The sequence below is a fragment of the Paenibacillus graminis genome, from assembly GCF_000758705.1.
GTDB classification, from domain to species: domain Bacteria; phylum Bacillota; class Bacilli; order Paenibacillales; family Paenibacillaceae; genus Paenibacillus_AQ; species Paenibacillus_AQ graminis.
The window spans coordinates 2,543,194-2,561,935 of record NZ_CP009287.1; the positions used below are offsets into that span (position 1 = coordinate 2,543,194).

General features: G+C 54.0%; 17 protein-coding genes. 11 read left to right on the top strand and 6 right to left on the bottom strand.

Annotation, left to right across the window (positions count from 1 at the left end; all coding sequences use genetic code 11):
* Positions 1 to 222 precede the first annotated feature (222 nt).
* A complete protein-coding gene (locus tag PGRAT_RS10220; RefSeq protein ID WP_025704509.1) occupies positions 223 to 1,557 on the top strand; it encodes a DRTGG domain-containing protein in 1,335 nt (444 codons plus the stop codon).
* 169 nt (positions 1,558 to 1,726) lie between these two features.
* Here PGRAT_RS10220 and PGRAT_RS10225 read toward each other — a convergent pair whose 3' ends face one another.
* The 4 genes from PGRAT_RS10225 to PGRAT_RS10240 all read right to left on the bottom strand — a co-directional run bounded on the left by PGRAT_RS10225 (position 1,727) and on the right by PGRAT_RS10240 (position 3,852).
* Positions 1,727 to 2,581 carry a leucine-rich repeat domain-containing protein gene (locus PGRAT_RS10225; RefSeq protein ID WP_025704508.1) on the bottom strand — a complete coding sequence of 285 codons (855 nt, stop codon included), beginning with the start codon at positions 2,579 to 2,581 and terminating at the stop codon, positions 1,727 to 1,729.
* 52 nt (positions 2,582 to 2,633) lie between these two features.
* Positions 2,634 to 2,948, bottom strand: coding sequence for a YtpI family protein (locus PGRAT_RS10230; RefSeq protein ID WP_025704507.1), 315 nt, complete (start codon positions 2,946 to 2,948; stop codon positions 2,634 to 2,636).
* A 69-nt stretch (positions 2,949 to 3,017) separates the two neighbouring features.
* Positions 3,018 to 3,521, bottom strand: coding sequence for a sporulation membrane protein YtrI (locus tag PGRAT_RS10235; protein ID WP_025704506.1), 504 nt, complete (start codon positions 3,519 to 3,521; stop codon positions 3,018 to 3,020).
* 7 nt (positions 3,522 to 3,528) lie between these two features.
* Positions 3,529 to 3,852: a YtrH family sporulation protein gene (locus tag PGRAT_RS10240; protein ID WP_020429552.1), complete on the bottom strand. Its 324-nt coding sequence runs from the start codon at positions 3,850 to 3,852 to the stop codon at positions 3,529 to 3,531.
* A 144-nt stretch (positions 3,853 to 3,996) separates the two neighbouring features.
* On the opposite strand from PGRAT_RS10240, the gene PGRAT_RS10245 reads away from it, so the two are divergent.
* From PGRAT_RS10245 to pyk, 6 genes are all read left to right on the top strand, one after another.
* A complete protein-coding gene (locus PGRAT_RS10245) occupies positions 3,997 to 7,704 on the top strand; it encodes a DNA polymerase III subunit alpha (RefSeq protein ID WP_042266503.1) in 3,708 nt (1,235 codons plus the stop codon).
* Between the two features lie 73 nt (positions 7,705 to 7,777).
* A complete protein-coding gene (locus tag PGRAT_RS10250) occupies positions 7,778 to 8,278 on the top strand; it encodes a phosphatidylglycerophosphatase A family protein (RefSeq protein WP_042266504.1) in 501 nt (166 codons plus the stop codon).
* Positions 8,279 to 8,424: 146 nt separating this feature from the next.
* The gene (locus tag PGRAT_RS10255) at positions 8,425 to 8,613 is read left to right on the top strand and encodes a hypothetical protein (protein ID WP_025707770.1); all 189 of its coding nucleotides are present in this window, start codon (positions 8,425 to 8,427) and stop codon (positions 8,611 to 8,613) included.
* A 50-nt stretch (positions 8,614 to 8,663) separates the two neighbouring features.
* Positions 8,664 to 9,557 (top strand): acetyl-CoA carboxylase, carboxyltransferase subunit beta, encoded by an 894-nt coding sequence (gene accD, locus PGRAT_RS10260; protein WP_025707771.1) that lies wholly within the window; start codon positions 8,664 to 8,666, stop codon positions 9,555 to 9,557.
* 1 nt (position 9,558) lies between these two features.
* A complete protein-coding gene (locus PGRAT_RS10265) occupies positions 9,559 to 10,560 on the top strand; it encodes an acetyl-CoA carboxylase carboxyltransferase subunit alpha (protein WP_025707772.1) in 1,002 nt (333 codons plus the stop codon).
* 330 nt (positions 10,561 to 10,890) lie between these two features.
* Entirely contained in the window at positions 10,891 to 12,315 is a 1,425-nt protein-coding gene (pyk, locus tag PGRAT_RS10270) for a pyruvate kinase (RefSeq protein WP_025707773.1), read from the top strand.
* A 130-nt stretch (positions 12,316 to 12,445) separates the two neighbouring features.
* Here pyk and PGRAT_RS10275 read toward each other — a convergent pair whose 3' ends face one another.
* Positions 12,446 to 13,189, bottom strand: a complete 744-nt coding sequence (locus tag PGRAT_RS10275) for a G1 family glutamic endopeptidase (protein WP_025707774.1) — start codon at positions 13,187 to 13,189, stop codon at positions 12,446 to 12,448.
* A gap of 117 nt (positions 13,190 to 13,306) precedes the next feature.
* Between PGRAT_RS10275 and PGRAT_RS10280 the strand changes: the two genes are divergently transcribed.
* The 3 genes from PGRAT_RS10280 (at position 13,307) to PGRAT_RS10290 (ending at position 15,553) form a co-directional block, all read left to right on the top strand.
* Positions 13,307 to 14,488: an MFS transporter gene (locus PGRAT_RS10280; RefSeq protein ID WP_025707775.1), complete on the top strand. Its 1,182-nt coding sequence runs from the start codon at positions 13,307 to 13,309 to the stop codon at positions 14,486 to 14,488.
* 136 nt (positions 14,489 to 14,624) lie between these two features.
* Positions 14,625 to 15,158 (top strand): acyl-CoA thioesterase, encoded by a 534-nt coding sequence (locus PGRAT_RS10285; RefSeq protein ID WP_025707776.1) that lies wholly within the window; start codon positions 14,625 to 14,627, stop codon positions 15,156 to 15,158.
* A complete protein-coding gene (locus tag PGRAT_RS10290; protein WP_025707777.1) occupies positions 15,155 to 15,553 on the top strand; it encodes an FxsA family protein in 399 nt (132 codons plus the stop codon). Before PGRAT_RS10285 ends, PGRAT_RS10290 begins: the two co-directional genes overlap by 4 nt.
* 433 nt (positions 15,554 to 15,986) lie before the next feature.
* Here PGRAT_RS10290 and ytvI read toward each other — a convergent pair whose 3' ends face one another.
* Positions 15,987 to 17,102: a sporulation integral membrane protein YtvI gene (gene ytvI / locus PGRAT_RS10295; RefSeq protein WP_025707778.1), complete on the bottom strand. Its 1,116-nt coding sequence runs from the start codon at positions 17,100 to 17,102 to the stop codon at positions 15,987 to 15,989.
* A gap of 389 nt (positions 17,103 to 17,491) precedes the next feature.
* Here ytvI and citZ point away from each other — a divergent pair, with 389 nt between their 5' ends.
* Positions 17,492 to 18,604, top strand: a complete 1,113-nt coding sequence (gene citZ, locus PGRAT_RS10300) for a citrate synthase (protein ID WP_025707779.1) — start codon at positions 17,492 to 17,494, stop codon at positions 18,602 to 18,604.
* Positions 18,605 to 18,742: the final 138 nt, after the last annotated feature.

Consider the following 18,742-nt stretch of genomic DNA (forward strand, 5'->3'; position numbering starts at 1 on the left):
AATTAGCAGACTTAAGATTACCGGTTACTATGATCCAGAATGAAGACTACCGATTTCATGTTTTTTTCATGCTTAAAAAATGAGAGTCTACGAAACAAAGACAATCTGCCTGCAGGCCCGTTCATCCTGATCAAATTGCCCCGCAAAGCGGTTGTGCTCCTGCATTCGGACCGTGTATAATGGGTACAGAGTAGTACAGATCGGAGCATGGGGGTGTAACAGTTGGAAGGTCAAGGCGATAACATTACCAAGCATGAGCAACTGCTGCAGCACATCGAGAGCCTGAAGGTAGGGAGCAAAATTTCCGTCCGCAAACTGGCCAGGGAAATGGGGGTCAGCGAGGGCACGGCCTACCGTGCGGTGAAGGAGGCCGAGAATCTCGGCATCGTCATTACGAAGGAGCGCATCGGCACGGTCCGGGTGGAGAAGAAACCACGCAACATCTCCGAACAGCTGACCTTTGGTGATGTGGTGGATATCGTAGAGGGGCATGTGCTGGGCGGAGCGAACGGACTGAACAAGCATCTTCATAAGTATGTCATCGGGGCGATGAAGGTGGACGCCATGATCCGGTATATCGATGCGGACAGCCTGCTGATCGTGGGCAACCGCGAGGATGTACACTCGCTTGCGCTGGAGCAGGGGGCAGGTGTGCTGGTGACCGGGGGCTTTGGGACAAGCCGTGAAGTCAAAATGCTGGCGGATGAACTGGATCTGCCCGTAATCTCCTCCAGGCATGATACGTTTACTGTGGCTTCGATGATTAACCGGGCGATATTTGACCGGCTGATCAAGAAGAAAATTATGCTCGTTGAGGATATTGTGGACAGCAAGCCGCGCCTGAACACACTCAAAATTTCGAGTACGGTTGCCGAACTGCGGCAGCTGTCGCTGGACAGCGGGGAGCAGCGTTTCCCGGTGACGGATGAATGGAACCGGGTCATCGGCATCGTGGGCCGCAGGGACGTGGAGGAGCTGGCCGAAGGCCAGAGCATTGAGAAGGTCATGGTCCGCAGCCCGGTTACTGCTGCGCTTCAGACCTCACTGGCCTCGGCGGCGCAGATTATGATGTGGGAAGGGATTGATTTCCTGCCGATCGTTGACCGCAACCGCAAGCTGGTCGGTTCGCTGACCCGGAGAGAGGTACTGCAAAGCCTGCGGGATGTCAGCAATCAGCCGCAGCTCGGGGAAACCTTTGACCATCTGATCTGGAACGGCTTTGCCGATGAGAGGGACGAAGAGGGGAGACTGTTTTTCCATGGCTTCATTACCCCGCAGATGGCGACGGACCTCGGGACCATTTCCGAAGGCGTATTGTCTACCCTGATGACTCTTTCCGCCTTCAAGGCAGCCAAGGATATCACGGGGAATGATTATGTGCTGGACAATATGTCCACCTATTTCATCCGTCCGGTACAGATCGAGCACGCTATTATTGTGATGCCGAAGCTGCTGGAAATCAGCCGCCGGACCTGCAAGCTGGAGATCGAAATCAGCCACATGGACATTCTGGTCGCCAAAGCGGTGCTGATGCTGCAGTCAATTGACCACGGCTGACGGGGATTCCGGCCGGGAGGCACACCAGTGCGGCAGAAAGCTGCAACCAGCCGGTGCCGTTCAGCTGCCTCTGGGACATTTTCTAAACGGCACCGCTGCTGTCAAATACCAATAAGACTATCCTGCGCTTCTGTACAAGCCCGGGATAGTCTTTTTGCGGTACACCGTATTACAAATATACGATACAGCCGTTGTCCTCCAACTGGTGCAGCCACCCCGGAAGGTTCAGCTTATGATTCCAACGCAGGTCTAAACGCTCCAGCCCTTTGATTTCCAGCAGGGATTCGGGGATTTCCAGGAGATGGTTGCTTCTTAGATCCAGTTCCAATAAATTTGTCAAACTTCCGATCCCCTCGGGAAGCACGGACAGCCGGTTATTCCGCAGATTCAGCCTCCGCAGTCTGGTACACTCGCTTAAAGATTCAGGCACCTGAAGCAGTTCATTATCTTCAGCATCCAGCACGCGGAGCAGCGGCAGTCCGCCAAATATCTCCGGGAGTCCGGAGAGGCGGTTGTTTTTCAAATGAAGCTCTCTAAGATTCCCGAGACCGCCGAAAGCTTCGGGTAAGCCGGTTAATTGATTGTTCATGATCCGCAGTTCGACCATTCCGGCAAGACCGCCAAGCTCGTCCGGCAATTCCGTCAGTGAATTATCGCTGAGATTCAAATATTTCAGCTTCGATAGCTGTCCTATTTCGGGAGGGATGGTATAGAGACGATTGTTGTGGAGATAGAGGTAGTCCTCCAGCTGTGCCAGCTTTCCGATCTCTGCGGGTACCGATTCGATTTGATTATGGCCGAAGTCTATCATTTTGAGTTTGTGGAGTGCTGTGATTCCGGGTGAAATAGTATGCAGCATATTGACCGAGAGATTCAGAATCTCCAGATTATGCATCTGGAGCACCTCTTCAGGGATGCTGCCGAACTGGTTGTCGTAGAGATTCAGTTCTGTCAATTCATGCAAGGGCTGATCATCCAGATCAGGCATTGCTGCCAGCTTACTGTGGGACCAATCAAGGTTCACGGTGTTTCCTCCAGTGTATTTAATGTCGCATATTCTATTCAATGTGTAGTGTTCAATGAAGCGGCGTTTCGTTTTTCCGGTTCCGGCTGTAAAATCCATAGCTGCGCAGCCCGGAGAAGATGTTGAACGACCCGATCAGCAGGAACACCGCCTCGATGATCACATTCACCGTGGAGCCGCGGAACACAAACATGCAGATCAGGGAGAGCGAGACCAGCATGGCGCCTAGCAGAATGTTCATGATGGAGCGTTTGGCTCCTTTTTCGAGCGGGTTCTGCGCTCTGCGGGAAGTGTAGCTGTAGACGGCGGCGCCAATCAAACAGGCCATCATCAGAACGAACAGCACATACTTGATGAACAGAATCATGGACAGGCAGCTCCTTTATAGCCAATTATTATAAAAAGCCGTGTGCCCACTATTGTACCATGATTGTCCTCAACTGCGTCTATAGGGGCTGATTTCAACCCAAATTTGCAGCACACCCTCCATAACAAGCATGGTGCGGATCCGGACAGCGTATTCCTTCTCGCGCACAATGTAGATCTTGCCGTCCAGAAGCAGCCGGGCCAGCTTGCCGTCAGCGTCGATATCGAACATGCTGCGGCCGCGCATCGGCTCCAGGTCTGTGCTCATTTTGCGGATAATTTCCTTTACGGTTACGGGATCGAGTGCGGCAGCGCCTTCCTTTGCTTTGCTGTCTTCCGTGCGCAGTTTGATTTCCCGGATCACGGTAGAGGTATTGTTGTATTTTTTTAGCGTCTGGATATCTTTGCGGTACTGCTCAATCTGGACCCGCAGATCCTGATTGTTCAGCCAGAGCACATTATAGCCCATATGAAAAACGGCATTGTACATGATGCTTCCGACCACCATTCCCAGTACAAATATGGCAGAAAGCTGCGAAAACCGGCGGTATTGCCGAAAAGGAGGAACCCTCATGGCCGGCTCACCCCTTGCCGCACACCCATTTGACCAGCTCGCTGCCCATATGAGCGCCCAGAAACGCAAAGACTAAATAGAGGATTTGCTTGATGGCAGGGGAGAGATTGCCGCCCAGCATATTGCTCTCAATGACCCGCATCGGGTCAATGGTTCCCCCGACGGCGGCGGCAAGCGCCCAGATTTTGATCCGGTCCGCCACATCCAGCATGGTCTGCGTCGGCGGCTGCAGCGAGACTACGGCCCCGATGCCCCCCAGCATGGCGCCTCCCAGCACAATCCCGCAGGCAATGAAAAAATCGAGGACGGCTTTGCTCAGAAAAACGTTCATAACAAGGCTCCTTTCCGAACCAGGCCGTTTTGGACTCAGCCTGTCCTTGTGCTCTTTCTTCATTCTATGGGCGGCTCCCCCTTGAATATGATAAAATAGTTTCATCTTATGTTTTGATTTTGGAACCTGAAGGGAAGTGGGGATATGAGCCCTTTCGTGCATTTGCATGTGCACAGCGAATACAGTTTACTGGACGGGGCGGCGCGCATTACTGATCTTGTGCGCCGGGCCGGCGAATACGGCATGACGACGCTTGCGCTTACGGATCATGGAGTGATGTACGGGGCAATCCCCTTTTATAAAGCATGCATGGCCAGCGGCATCAAGCCGATTATCGGCTGTGAAGCCTATTTGACTGCAGGCTCCCGCCGGGAGCGGGGCAGCCGCAAGGATCAGCCCATCTACCATCTGATCCTGCTCGCGAAGAATGAGACCGGATACAGGAATCTGATGCGCCTGGTGACCATCGGCCATCTGGAGGGCCAGCACTACAAGCCCCGGATCGATATGGAATCCCTGGCTGCGCATGCCGAGGGTATTATCTGCCTCAGCGCCTGTCTTGGCGGCGAGGTGCCGCAGCATCTGCTTCACGGGCGGGAAGAAGAGGCACGCAAGGCTGCGCTGCGTTATAAGGAGATTTTTGGCGGGGACTTCTACCTGGAGCTGCAGGATCACGGCATTCCGGAGCAAAAGCGGGTTAATCCGCAGCTCATCGCCCTCGCCGCCGAATGCGGCATCCCGCTGGTGGCCACGAATGATGTCCATTATCTGGCCAAGGAAGATGCCGAGGTCCAGGATGTGCTGATCTGCATTGGCACCGGCAAGACAGTGGATGACGAGGAACGCCTGAAGATTGGCACAGACCAGCTGTTCCTCAAAAGCGGGGAGCAAATGGCCGCGCTGTTCCCGCATGTGCCCGAGGCTATAGCGAATACGCTGAAGATTGCCGAGAAATGCAATCTGGAGCTGACCTTCGGCGAGCATATCCTGCCTGCCTATTCTCCGCTCCCTGAGGGGATGGATGCAGCCGCTTATCTCCGGGAGCTGTGCTGGAGCGGGCTGGAAGCCCGCTATGCGGATACACCCCGCTGGGCTTCGCCCGACGAGAAGGATGCCGCAGGGAAGCGGCTGGCCTATGAGCTGGGCGTTATCGAGAGCATGGGGTTCAGCGATTATTTTCTGATCGTCTGGGACTTCATCGCCTTCTGCCACCGGCAGGGCATCGTTACCGGTCCGGGAAGAGGCTCCTCCGCAGGCAGCTTGACTGCTTACTGCCTGCGGATCACCGATGTGGACCCGTTGAAATATAATCTGCTCTTTGAACGGTTTCTCAATCCTGAACGCATCACGATGCCGGATATCGACATCGATTTCAGTGATGAACGGCGCGATGAGGTCATCGCCTATGTGGTGGATAAATACGGCAAGCAGCATGTAGCGCAGATCATCACCTTCGGAACCATGGCCGCGAGAGCGGCAGTGCGGGACGTAGGACGTGTGCTGAATCTGCCTTATAACGAGGTGGACAAAGCGGCGAAGCTCATCCCGGGGCAGCTCGGCATCAGCATAAGCCGGGCACTGGAGGGCACTCCGGAGCTGAAGGCGCTGTACGACGGCAATCCGAAGATCAAAGGACTGCTCGACATGGCGATGAAGGTCGAGGGCATGCCCCGCCATGCTTCCACCCACGCGGCAGGTGTCGTGATCTCCAAGGGGCCTCTGACCGATGCTGTGCCGCTGCAGGCGGGCAATGAAAGCACGGCGCTGACCCAGTATTCCATGGAGCATCTGGAGAGCATCGGACTGCTGAAAATGGATTTTCTCGGACTGCGCACGCTGTCCATTATTGAACGCAGCATGAACTGGATCACGGAGATGACCGGGAGCACTCCTGATTTCCGCAGCATTCCGGATGATGATCCGCTCACCTATGAAATGCTGGGCGCAGGCGAAACTACAGGAGTATTCCAGATGGAGTCCGCAGGCGTACGCCGCATCCTTAAGGATATGAAGCCTTCCGGCTTCGAGGATATCGTATCTGTGGTGGCGCTGTACCGTCCGGGTCCGATGGAATTTATTCCTAAATATATTGCAGGCAAACACGGCCAGATCGAAGTGGAGTATCCCCATGCCGATCTGAAGCAGATTCTGGACGATACCTATGGCATTATCGTCTATCAGGAGCAGATCATGCAGATCGCCTCGCTGATGGCCGGTTTCTCGCTCGGTGAAGCGGATCTGCTGCGCCGGGCCGTCTCGAAGAAGAAGCGGGAGACGCTGGACAAGGAACGCGGCCATTTCGTGCAGGGCAGCCTTCAGCAGGGCTACACCGAGACGGATGCCAACGCTGTCTATGACATGATCGTGCGGTTCGCCAACTATGGCTTCCCGCGCGCCCATGCGGCGGCTTATGGTGTGCTGGCTTTCCAGACGGCCTATCTCAAGGCCCATTACCCCGTCCAATTCATGGCAGCCATGCTGACGGCTGTGATGGGCACCCACCGCAAGGTGGCGGAGTATGTGCTGGAATGCCGCCGCAGCGGCATCGGCGTACTGCCGCCGGATGTCAATGAGAGCGGCGTGCTGTTCACTCCTGTTCCGGGTGAAGGCACAGGAGCCATCCGTTTTGGACTGGCAGCAGTCAAGAATGTCGGGACTCTCGCAGTAGAGAACATAATTGAGGTCCGCAAGGAACGCCCGTTTGACAGCCTGCTTGACTTCTGCCGCCGCGTGGATCTCCGTGTCTGCAACAAGCGGGTGGTGGAGTCTCTGCTGCAGGCTGGTGCCTTCGACCAGCTGCCGGGCCACCGCGCGCAGCTGCTTGCGATGCTGGACGAGACGGTGGATGCCGCGCTGAAGTGGCGGAAGGAACGCGATGAGCTGCAGATTCAGCTTTTCGATGATCTGATCGAGACACCCAACTGGGAGATCCGCTACCCGGATATCCCAAACTTCACGGTTACCCAGCAGCTGGAGCTGGAGCGCGAGCTGCTGGGGCTCTATCTGTCCGGGCATCCGCTTGACGATGCCGCCGCGCTGCTGGAGGAGCCGGGCATCCAGCGGCTCATGGACCTGGGCGAAGCGGCGGATGAGAGCCAGACCGTGACCGCGGGCATGGTCGTGTCTGTGAAGGAGATTACGACGAAGGCCGGGAAGGCAATGGCCTTCGTCGAATGGGAAGACCAGATTGAGCGCTGCGAGGTGGTACTCTTCCCCGAGGTCTGGAAACGCAGCCGCACCCAGATCGTGAAGGGTGCGCTGCTGGCCCTGCGCGCCAAGGTGCAGCAGGAGGATGAGGGCTTCAAGCTGCTGGCCGAAGAGGTCGCGCCGCTTGGCGCGGACGCGCTCCGCGGCCTGCTGCAGCGCCGCAGCGCAGCCGCCGCCCGGGCCGGCGGACCGGGCCGGGCTGCTCCAGCCGGAGCCGCCGGCACCGGCGCCTCCCGCAGCGGCGCAGCCGGCGGAGCTGCTGCGCCTGCCTCTGCGCCGCGCGCTGCTGCGCACGCAGCCGCGCCAGCGCCGGAGGCGGCGCGGGCAACCGCCCCGCGCCCGGCCCAGGGAACCGGCGGCCAGCCTGGCCAGGCCGCCGCAGAAGCTGCTGCCCGGGACTCCGGGGCAGCGGACAGCGGGCAGCGTGTCTTCATCAAGATCACGCCGTCCGCCGAGAATCCGGCGCTGTTGTCCCGCCTGCAGGCGCTGCTGCAGCGCCATCCCGGCCCTGCCGCCACATTGCTGTTCTATGAGCGGAACCAGAAGCTGCTGGCGCTTAGCGACGGCTACCGGATCAAGCCCTCGGAGGAACTGGTCACAGCCATTGAGGCTATGCTGGGAAACGGAACGGTAAGAATAAAATAAGAACATTTCCGCCCTTTTCCGCATACATTAGGAAACCACAGGGCAAGGCCCGTGCGGAAAGGGGAATTCCATCATGTCCTATCAAATGGCAGCAGAACTGCTGGAGCGCAGGGGAGTATCGCTGGAGTCCATTGCTGAGATCGTATATATTTTGCAATCGGCTTATTATGCGGATTTAACGGAAGAAGAGTGCCTGTCCAGTGTGAAGGCGGTACTAGGCAAAAGAGAGGTCCAGTACACACTGATGACCGGGGTCGCGCTGGATGAGCTGGCAGAGAAGCGGCTGCTTCCCCAGCCGCTGCAGGCGGTTCTTGAAGCGGACGAATCACTTTACGGCGCAGATGAGACGCTGGCACTCGGCATCACAGGGGTATACGGGATGATCGGACTTACAGGTTTCGGTTATCTCGATAAAATAAAGCTGGGAATTATCGGCAAATTGAACGATGATAGAGGGAGAATTCATGTGTTTCTGGACGATCTGGTTGCCGGAATTGCGGCTGCGGCGTCGGCCAGAATCGCACACCGGCATGAAGGGGCAAAGGTATATCCCCACGTGACCGGAACGGAATAATGGCCTGCCCGGGAATATATGAATGCGTCCCCCTGGTCTGAATTCCTTCACTCTGCTCCTGTTGCGGGAAAAAAGAAAACTGTGTTATCATGATTCCATTATACGGGATACGGCTGGGAATTTAGATTAGGGAGGCTTTGCAGGGCATGTGGACGGTAATCTATATAGCGCCGACCGCCAGAGTGGCGGATATGATTCAGAGCAAGCTTACGGAAGAAGGATTTCTGATAAAATGCCGTCCGGTCAATATGTCCAAGCAGCAGTTTGAGATTCTGGTTCCTTCGGGTGAGCTTGAGGAAGTACAGGAAGTCCTTAATCTGATTCTGCATCCCTAGATAAACATTTAGATGGCATACGCAAATAAACGGCTGAAGAGGTGCGACCCTTGTTCAAAGATTTATTTCAGAAAAAACGGAAGTACGCGACCATTCCTTCAGAACGTGTGGAGCGGACCGGCGGACCGGGTGAAGGCGAACGGCCCAAACGGGAGATTCCCGAAGGGCTCATGAGCAAGTGCACCAAATGCGGAACGATCCAGTACAGCAAGGAGCTGGAGAAGAACCTGAAGGTATGCCCTTCCTGCGGCTACCATATGCGCCTGAACGCTTCTGAACGGATCGCGATGACGCTGGACCCTGAAGGGTTTATTGAATTTGACAGTGAGATGGCCTCGGTGGACCCGCTGCAGTTTCCGGGCTATGCGTCCAAGCTGGAACAGCAGCAGTCCAAAACAGGACAGGTTGAAGCTGTGATCACAGGCCAGGGTACCATTGGCGGACATCCGGTGATTGTTGCCGTGATGAACTTTGAATTTTTTACCGGCAGCATGGGCTCGGTTGTGGGGGAGAAAATTACACGAGCGGTGGAAGAAGCCACTGAGAAGAGACTGCCGCTGCTGATCTTTTCGACTTCGGGCGGAGCCCGGATGCAGGAGAGCATTCTCAGTCTGATGCAGATGGCCAAGACCAGCGCCGCGCTTGCCAGATTTGGCGAGGTTGGCGGGCTGTATATCTCTGTCATTACCGATCCGACCACGGGCGGCGTATCGGCGAGCTTTGCCAGTCTCGGGGATATTATCATCGCCGAGCCGGGAGCCGTCTTTGGTTTTGCCGGACGGATTGTGATTGAGCAGACGATCCGCCAGAAGCTTCCGGAGGATTTCCAGACCGCTGAATTTAACCTTCAGCATGGACAGCTGGATCTGGTGGTGCACCGCAAGGAAATGCGGGCAACCCTTGCCAAGCTGCTGGATCTGCATGATTCGAAAGGGGGATTTTAGGTTGGCGGGAGAGTTGCCTTTTGAAATGCCTCTGTTAGAGATGCGCAAGAAAATCGCCGAGCTAAAACAGTTCGGTGAAGAAAAAGGGATTGATTTCAGCGATGAAACTGCCCGGCTTGAGGAACGATACCGTGTGCTGGAAGATGAAATATATTCCAACATATCGCCGTCCCAGAAGATGCATCTGGCCCGGCATCACGGCCGTCCAACCTCACTCGATCTGATAAGCCTGATGTTTACCGACTTTATCGAGCTGCATGGCGACCGCCATTTCGGGGATGATCTGGCTGTGGTTGGCGGAATTGCCAAGCTAAACGGGACGCCCGTCACAGTGATCGGCCAGCAGCGGGGCAAAGATACGAAGGAAAACATCCTCCGTTTCTTCGGCAGCGCCCATCCGGAAGGATTCCGCAAGGCCCTGCGTCTGATGAAGCAGGCGGAGAAGTTTGGCCGTCCGATCATTACTTTTGTCGATACCAAGGGAGCCTACCCCGGCAATACGGCAGAGGAAAGAGGCCAATCAGAAGCTATTGCCAGAAATCTGTATGAAATGTCGCAGCTGGCCGTACCTGTGGTTTGCGTGATCATAGGCGAAGGCGGCAGCGGCGGTGCGCTGGCTATGGCAGTGGGTAACCGCGTCCTGATGCTGGAGCATGCCATTTATTCGGCCATCTCCCCGAACGGGGCGGCGTCGATTTTGTGGAAGGATGCCACCAAGGCAGAGCAGGCAGCGGAAGCGATGAAGATTACAGCCGCCGATCTGCTGGAGATGGAGGTCATTGAAGAGATCGTTCCGGAACCCCGGGGCGGCGCTCACCGTGACTACGAAGAGACCGCAGCGGCGGTTAAGGCTGCCGTGTGGCACCATTTGCAGGAGTTGTCGGAGCTGGACTCTGCCGAGCTCAAAGAGGACCGCTATCGTAAATTCCGCAAAATTGGCGTTTTTGCCGAAGCTGAGGCTGAACTGGTCAGCGCTGAGGCGGAAGTGCACAGCGTCGACTAAAGACTGTTTTTCATTTGCACTTTCAGACATAAGTATATATTTGGAAGCCTTCGATCCGGACGGGCTCCGTTATACATTTATTACCAATAAAACAGTCCTGCAACAGCTGCAGGGCTGTTTTTGTTTTGCCGGCTTTTTTTGAAAATCCAAAGTAAATTTACTGTAAAAGGTCGCTGCAACATTGATTTTATGTCCAAGTTGCAGTAATATTCATTAGGGTGCAGTAAAAGGTACATGTGACAAAGTTCCTATGCAAATTGCATGCCTTATAGTAGATTTTGTAGTTGGAAAAAGTGAGACAGAGAGAACGAAAAAACGGAGGAAAACCTAATGCGGAAAAGTAAAATTGTATGTACGATTGGTCCTGCTAGTGAATCGTTGGAGAATATCAAAAAATTGATTTTGGCCGGTATGAATGTAGCCCGTCTGAACTTCTCCCACGGCGATTTTGAAGAGCACGGCAACCGGATCAAAACGATCCGTCAGGCTTCCCAGGAACTTGGCAAAACTGTTGCTATCCTGCTCGACACCAAAGGACCAGAGATTCGCACAGGCAAACTGGAAGTAGAACCGATTGAACTGGTTCAGGATGAGTATCTGACACTGACTACGGAAGAAATCCTTGGTGACCAAAACCGTATCTCCATCACTTACGCCGACCTTCCTAACGATGTTCAAGTAGGATCTACCATCCTGATCGACGACGGCCTTATCGGACTTACCGTTGTTGACATTCAAGGCACAGAAATCAAGACCCGCATTGTTAACGGCGGTACGATCAAGAGCAAGAAGGGTGTTAACGTACCTGGAGTTGCTATTTCCCTGCCGGGCATTACGGAAAAAGACACCAATGATATCATTTTTGGGATCGAACAGGACATCGATTTTATCGCCGCTTCCTTCGTCCGCAAAGCCAGCGACGTTCAGGAAATCCGTGCATTGCTTGAGAAGCACAACGCTTCCCACATCCAAATCATTTCCAAAATCGAAAACCAGCAAGGTGTTGACAACCTTGATGAAATTCTGGCAGCTTCCGACGGCCTGATGGTTGCCCGCGGCGACCTTGGTGTGGAAATTCCGGCTGAAGATGTGCCTTTGGCTCAGAAATTGATGATTCAAAAATGTAACATTGCCGGCAAACCGGTAATTACTGCAACACAAATGCTGGATTCCATGCAGCGCAACCCGCGTCCTACCCGTGCTGAAGCGAGTGACGTAGCGAACGCAATCTTCGATGGAACCGATGCAATCATGCTGTCCGGTGAAACAGCTGCCGGGAAATATCCGGTAGAATCCGTGCTGACCATGTCCCGCATTGCTGAGAAGGCTGAATCCGCACTGAACCACCGCGAAATCTTCATGAAGCAGCAGATCGCTCAAGAAACTACTGTAACTGAAGCAATCAGCCAATCCGTAGCGATCTCCGCTCTGGACCTGAATGCCAAAGCTATTATTTCTTCGACAGTAACAGGCCACACTGCACGCGTGGTTTCCAAATACCGTCCTAAATCACAGATTATCGCTGTGACTACACAAGAAAGAACGATGCGTCAGCTCGCTCTTGTCTGGGGCGTAACTCCGGTTCACGGACTTGAAGCTACTTCTACCGATGAATTGCTGGAAACAGCTCTTAAAGGCGGCAAAGCATCGGGTCTCGTCAAAGCCGGCGATCTGGTTGTCATTACAGCCGGTATTCCGCTTGGACGTTCCGGTTCCACGAACCTGGTAAAAGTTGACACGATTCCAGCTGACTAGGCTTCTGGACATCTGTTCTTTGCCACGATGATTGAATGCCAAAAAAGCAATGGTGCAAGACGCCATTGCTTTTTTTTGCTAAAATCAATGCTTGTGTACCGAAGTGGGCGCTATGAGGAAAAAAATATCATTAAGAGCGGACAATAATGGGGCTTCTGGAGTGAACCAGAGGTTTCCCTTTACGATAGACTCGTTTGACTATAAAAGCATCGCCGCTTGCATTGGGACTCCCGGGTACAGCTACTGTAATTTTCTTCTGCACCATAATTCCGCCGTCAGCAGGTGTCAGCCTTGGGCTTTTCCCGTTGACACGGCAGCGGGAGAAGCGGACAGTTGATATCTTGGCCAGCGCTGTGATGATTCCGCCCACTTGGGGCGCTTCCATGATCCATTCGGCGGAGGTTTGAGGCCCGGTGTAACGCTGAAATGTGCGAAAGGTCCATGATTTGCAGAGATTGGAGAGCGTGATGCACCATTTGCCGCTGCCCAGCTTAACGATAGAAGCCTTCATGTGATCCCCCGGAGATACGGGAAAAGGAATAACGGTCTCAGCGGCAGGGAGAATCTCCCACCAGGCATAATAGCGGACAACCCCGCCTATAGATTCATGGCCGGTGCCAGTCTGGATCAGGCTGCTGTTTTTGAAGCCGTCGATCCCGATCCACGCTGAGGAATAGGTGGGACTGGAAGTGGGTTTGACCAAAGGGACAATCCATTCGCCGGATATCTGCCGGAACGCGCCTTTTTTTCCGGAGATGGCATACCCGCTCCAGTTGCCGGAGCTCCAGCCAAAACCGGTGCTTTGCGCTTTGCCCGAATGGGATTTGTCCGTAGCGCAGGGCCGGGTGCGTTTCGAAAGCTCAGTTCTGTTCACATATCCACCACCTTTTATCGATATAGAAGTTAAGACTTGCTGCTCTATTAGATGCGGCGCAAAGTTATAAAGTATGGGTATTCCGTTAAAAAGGAATAGAGAGGACTTATTGCACAAATGAAAAAACTGCTCAAGCTGCGCGGATTTTATCTGTTCTTGGGACTTGCCGGCGGCTCATTCGGCTCATATCTTACATTGCTGCTGAAGCAGGGTGGACTGGACAGCGGCCGGATCGGAATGCTCATGGCGACAGGCACGCTGATTGCCATCTGTATTCAGCCTCTCTGGGGCGTAATCTCTGACCGCTATAATCAAGCCCGGCTCGTGCTGATTTTAAGTGTGGGGGTTCCGGCGGTATTAGCGGTTTTTTACCAGTCGGAGTATTTCATTGTTTTGCTGGTGGTTTATACGCTTTCGACCATCTTCTCCTCTACACAGGCGCCTATTGCCGATTCCTACGCCATTGTAGCGGCGAACAAGGCCGGCTCCACTTACGGGAGCATCCGGATGATGCTGAGCATAGGAGCGGCCGTAGGGGCCTATGCGGGGTCGCAGTATGTTTCGCATTTTTCCGTATCCACCATCTGGGTGCCGTTTCTGCTGCTGAGCAGTGTGGCTGTTGTGTTTGCGCTGACCCTGCCCAAGCAGGCGGAAGAGAACCGGATGATGAGCCAGTCGTTCTCCAAGGGCATCAAAACGCTGCTGGGCAACAAAATATTTTTGGCATTTTTGGGCGGGAGTTTTCTTGTAAACCAGACGATGACAGCCTTCGGTACTTATTTTGTACTTGCCTTTCAATCTGTGGGAGGCTCGACCAGCCATGCCGGGATTGCGCTGTTCATCGCTTCGTTTACGAACTTTCCCTCGATGCTGTATGCCTCGAAGGTCATCAAGAAGCTGGGCAGGGAGCGTACGCTGCTGCTGGGTGCGCTCATCTATGTGCTGCGGTGGGGAATTCAGTTCGCTTTTCCGACCCCGGGGGTGATGATTGGCGTCCAGGTGCTGCATGGCCTGTCTTTTGGGCTTTTTTATATCGCCGCCGTGGAGTATGTATCGCATATTACGCTGCCGGAAATGCAGGCTACAGGCCAAAGTGTGTTCAACATCGTCTTCTCCGGTTTTGCGGGGATTCTGGGCAATCTGCTTAACGGGATTTTGCTTAGGGAGGGTGGAGTATGGCTGATGAATTTATCCTGCATGCTCAGCTCTGCAGCGGGAGTGCTGCTGATCTTTTACGTCTCCCGGAGCACGCGGAAGCGCATTCTAATACCGGCAGCGTCCGAAAGAGCGAGCCTTTAGGGGAGCTGCGGATATGAGGATCTCTGACTTTTACGTTATAATTAAATCCTTCACTTCTTGCTGTAACGGATAACATTCCCTTGTGGATAGCTAAGATTGGCGGAACTGTTTCTGCCTGGAAAGGGGCATTGAACTTATGAAATCACGCAATCCGGTATGGACCAGCCGCTGGCATGGCACAACATTCCGCGTACGCTATCAGGAGACAGACCAGATGGGAGTGGTCTATCACGCCAATTATTTGAGCTGGTTCGAGAGCGGGCGTACAGAGATGTTCCGGGAGCTTGGTTTTGCCTACCGTTCGCTGGAAAATATGGGGGTGCTTCTCCCGGTGACCACCGCAGATTTGCAATTTAAAAGTCCGGCGCGATATGATGATCTTGTCGCTGTGTATGCACGGCTTACCACTTTTGGGGCACTCCGGGTTGTATATGAATATGAAATTCGGCGCTTGGCCGGGACGGATACGGGTGAACCGGAAGCAACCGTGCTTGCGGAGCTATCTGCACCTGCTGATCTCGGGCAATTGCCCGGCGAGCTGCTGGTTACCGGCTCAACGAGCCATGTGTGGCTGAATACGGATTGGAAGCCTGTAAGGCTGGACCGGGTGCTGCCGGAATTGTTTTTGGCCATGACCATGGCGCTGAGGGAAGAAGGAGGAGCAGTATGATCAGGAACAAATGGCTGTGGGCTGCATTGTTTGTTATCCCGGCCGTGGAATTATTCGGGTTTATTTACGTGGCAGGTTTTCTCGGAGCCCCCAAGACGCTGCTGCTCATGCTGGCCAGTTCCGTGATCGGGTTCTTGATGATGCGTTTCGAGGGCAAGAAGGTGCTGCTGGACAGCAGAACGCATATGCAGGAAGGCCGGGTGCCGGGGAAGACCATGCTGGACGGCTTGTGCATCTTTTTTGGCGGTCTGCTGCTGATTCTCCCAGGTTTTGTGACGGATATCGTCGGCTTTTCGCTGGTATTTCCGCTGACCCGGCCGTTGTACCGGGTTTTTCTGTTGAAATGGATTGAGAAAAAGATGAAAAACGGCACCTTCACCTTTTACCGCAGATAAGCTGGTAAGAGGAGGGGCCGGCCGGGACTGCGCGGGCGTCAAATGGGAAAAATGAGAGGTAAAAATACCTCTGGCTTGTCCGGATATGCGCCAAATGAAGAAAAGAGAGGTAAAAATACCTCTGAATGGCTTCGGATATGCGCCAAATGAAGAAAAAGAGGTAAAAGTACCTCTGAATTCGCCGGATATGCGATTTAAGGGCAATCCTGCAAGGCGTGGTATAGTAATGTAGTCCCTCACTGGTAGGGATGATTTTGTTTGTCTTGGTTTGCCGGAGCGTTTCTATTGCAGATTCTGCAGTAGAAACGCTTTTTTGTGTTGATTTCTGCTTTTCCCTGTGACGGATAGCTGTCGTAGAGTGTTGAGCAGGAATCACCGCTGCTCCGATACGCGGCGGCTCTAACGGCTGCGACGGCTGCTGGCCCGCCTGCGTCTAATGCAGCCTCCCGCTCACAATATAACTGTGCAGGGCACGGAACACACCGGCCCGGTGAAAGGCATCGAGCACAACCAGGATGACGGGGCCGAGGAGCAGACCGAGCATGCCGAACAGCTGAAGGCCGGCGAACACGCCGATCAGCATGGCAAGCGGGTCCAGGCCAATGCTGCTCGCAAGGACTTTCGGCTCGAGAATCTGGCGGGTGATGAGGATCACGGCGTAGAGCACCGACAGCCCGATGCCGAACGCCAGATTGCCGGTCATGTAGGAGTAGAGGGCCCATGGCAGCAGCACTATTCCTACGCCGAGATAGGGCACCAGATCAACCAGACCGATCGTCAGTCCGATGGCAAAGGCGGAATTCACGCCAAGCAGCAGCAGACCGGCGATGACAATAACGGCTGTGATTGAAATCAGCACCAGCTGTGCCCGCAGGTAGCCAAACAGCGCATTGCGCAGATCCTGCCAGATCTCTGATACCGGTCTGCGCAGCGGTGCAGGCACCAGTGCCCTCAGCTTGGCGTTGTGCCGCTCCCAGCCCGTGCTAAGGAAGAAGGCGGATAACATGATGACGATAAGAATGGAGCCCATGCTGGGCAGCGCGGAGATCAGCTTCAGGACCATATTGAAGAAGCCGGTGATGAGCTCTGTCATAGCCTGGCCTACCGTTTCCGTGGTCCTGCTGATATTGCTATCGATTGTGGCGTGATAGTTCGGGTTATCCTGGTAAAACTGGTTGATTTGATTAATGATATTTTGAATGCTGGCATTCCGGCTGATCGACAGCAGCAGCTCCCGCCACTGGTCGGTGTGCAGATCGAATGTCTGAAGCAGCCCAATCAATTCTTTGACAAGGCGGGTAATCAGCGCGGTTAGTACCAGTGCGGTGCCACCGACATAAAAGAGCAGTGAAAGCGACACGGCCAGCCAGCGCGGAAGCTTAAATCCTCTCAAAATCAGCACCAGCGGATGCATCAGATAGGCGAGCAGGTAGGCAAGCAGCAGAGGGTACACGAGCGGCAGCAGCACATAGACCCCCAGCAGCAGCAATGCGGCGGCCAGCACAACCCAGAGGCCGCGCAGCACTCTTTTTAATACCAGCGAATCCATGCTTCATCCCTCCTGATCAGGCTCTCCGGACACAACAGCGGCTCGTCTAATATATATTCAGAGATTGATTTTTGAGACTACCCGGAAACATTTATCCCGCTGATAGAAGCCAAGCACTAAACTGAAAGCGCAAACATGAAACAGGGAAATCGGAAGTTTTTTTCTATCTGTGCGATAAAATCATTTGATCTTCTCCAAAGCTTCCATGTTGTTCACATAACCGTCAAAATCCGTTATGATAAATAAAGGTTACACGCGAAAAGTTCGTTGCATTCTCTGCAGGAGGTTAAACTGCCTGGTTATTAAAGATTGGAATACATCAAAATGTAAATGTTTTCATGAGCGTAAAAACAGCTTTTATACCCTTGTTGGCAAAGGAGAGAGATACTATGACAGCTACTAAAGGCTTGGAAGGCATTGTTGCCACTACCTCCTCGATCAGTTCGATTGTAGACGGCGTACTCACTTACCGCGGTTATGATATTGATGATCTTGCGGAGAACGCCACCTTCGAAGAGACCGCTTATTTGCTGTGGTTCGGCAATTTGCCGACGACTCCTGAGCTGCAGGCTCTGCAGCGTGATCTCAGCGCTTTTGCCCCGATCCCTGAACAGGTGATTGCACAAATGAAGCTGTATCCCAAAGAGGCCAACACCATGGCTGCGCTGCGCTCGGCTGTATCCAGCCTTGCCCTGTACGATGAAGCAGCGGACGATATGAGCCGTGAGGCCAATGAGATCAAGGCTGTGAAGCTGCAGGCGCAGATTCCGACGGTGGTGGCTGCGCTGGCCCGCATCCGCAAGGGACTGGAGCCTGTTGCTCCCAAAGAAGGCTTGTCGCTTGCCGAGAATTTCCTCTATATGCTCTGGGGCAAACAGCCGGATATCATATCCGTCAAAGCACTCGATGCTGCGCTGGTGCTGCATGCCGACCATGAGCTGAATGCCTCCACATTTGCCAGTCGGGTAACGGTAGCAACATTGTCGGACATTTATTCGGGTGTCACTTCGGCCATCGGCGCTTTAAAGGGACCGCTGCACGGCGGTGCGAATGAGGCAGTGATGAAGATGCTGGAGGAAATTGGCAGCCTGGATGCAGTGGAGCCGTATATCCAGGGCAAGCTGGAGCGCCGTGAGAAGATTATGGGCTTTGGCCACCGGGTCTACAAAAATGGCGATCCGCGCGCCAAGCATCTGATGAAAATGTCCCACGAGCTGGGAGTAATGAAGAATGACACCACGCTCTACGATATGTCGGTCAAAGTCGAGGAGCTGATCACATCACAGAAAGGCCTCAAACCCAACGTGGACTTTTATTCGGCCTCGGTTTATACGCAGCTTGGCATTGAGCGGGAGCTGTTCACGCCGATTTTTGCCATCAGCCGTACCTCCGGATGGACTGCACATATTCTGGAGCAATACGAGGACAACCGCATCATCCGCCCGCGTGCGGAATACACAGGCATGTCCGAGCAAAAGTACGTTCCGGTGGACGAGAGATAAAGCGGCCCTTGCGGGCCGCTACACCCCTTTAGTAGAATGAACTATAAACCAAACTAAAGTCTATGCTGCCGAAGGAGCGTTTTGTGCGAAGACGAATCAAGGGAGTGTAGGCTCACAAAACTTTTAGGAGGACTACCC

What these genes read in the sequence shown, in the direction of transcription:
- PGRAT_RS10285 (WP_025707776.1), top strand. Translation starts at nt 14,625, where the DNA reads ATGAAATCACGCAATCCGGTATGGACCAGCCGCTGGCATGGCACAACA.
- pyk (WP_025707773.1), top strand. Translation starts at nt 10,891, where the DNA reads ATGCGGAAAAGTAAAATTGTATGTACGATTGGTCCTGCTAGTGAATCG.
- PGRAT_RS10280 (WP_025707775.1), top strand. Translation starts at nt 13,307, where the DNA reads ATGAAAAAACTGCTCAAGCTGCGCGGATTTTATCTGTTCTTGGGACTT.
- PGRAT_RS10230 (WP_025704507.1), bottom strand. Translation starts at nt 2,948, where the DNA reads ATGATTCTGTTCATCAAGTATGTGCTGTTCGTTCTGATGATGGCCTGT.
- PGRAT_RS10250 (WP_042266504.1), top strand. Translation starts at nt 7,778, where the DNA reads ATGTCCTATCAAATGGCAGCAGAACTGCTGGAGCGCAGGGGAGTATCG.
- citZ (WP_025707779.1), top strand. Translation starts at nt 17,492, where the DNA reads ATGACAGCTACTAAAGGCTTGGAAGGCATTGTTGCCACTACCTCCTCG.
- PGRAT_RS10290 (WP_025707777.1), top strand. Translation starts at nt 15,155, where the DNA reads ATGATCAGGAACAAATGGCTGTGGGCTGCATTGTTTGTTATCCCGGCC.
- PGRAT_RS10235 (WP_025704506.1), bottom strand. Translation starts at nt 3,521, where the DNA reads ATGAGGGTTCCTCCTTTTCGGCAATACCGCCGGTTTTCGCAGCTTTCT.
- PGRAT_RS10255 (WP_025707770.1), top strand. Translation starts at nt 8,425, where the DNA reads ATGTGGACGGTAATCTATATAGCGCCGACCGCCAGAGTGGCGGATATG.
- ytvI (WP_025707778.1), bottom strand. Translation starts at nt 17,102, where the DNA reads ATGGATTCGCTGGTATTAAAAAGAGTGCTGCGCGGCCTCTGGGTTGTG.
- PGRAT_RS10240 (WP_020429552.1), bottom strand. Translation starts at nt 3,852, where the DNA reads ATGAACGTTTTTCTGAGCAAAGCCGTCCTCGATTTTTTCATTGCCTGC.
- PGRAT_RS10245 (WP_042266503.1), top strand. Translation starts at nt 3,997, where the DNA reads ATGAGCCCTTTCGTGCATTTGCATGTGCACAGCGAATACAGTTTACTG.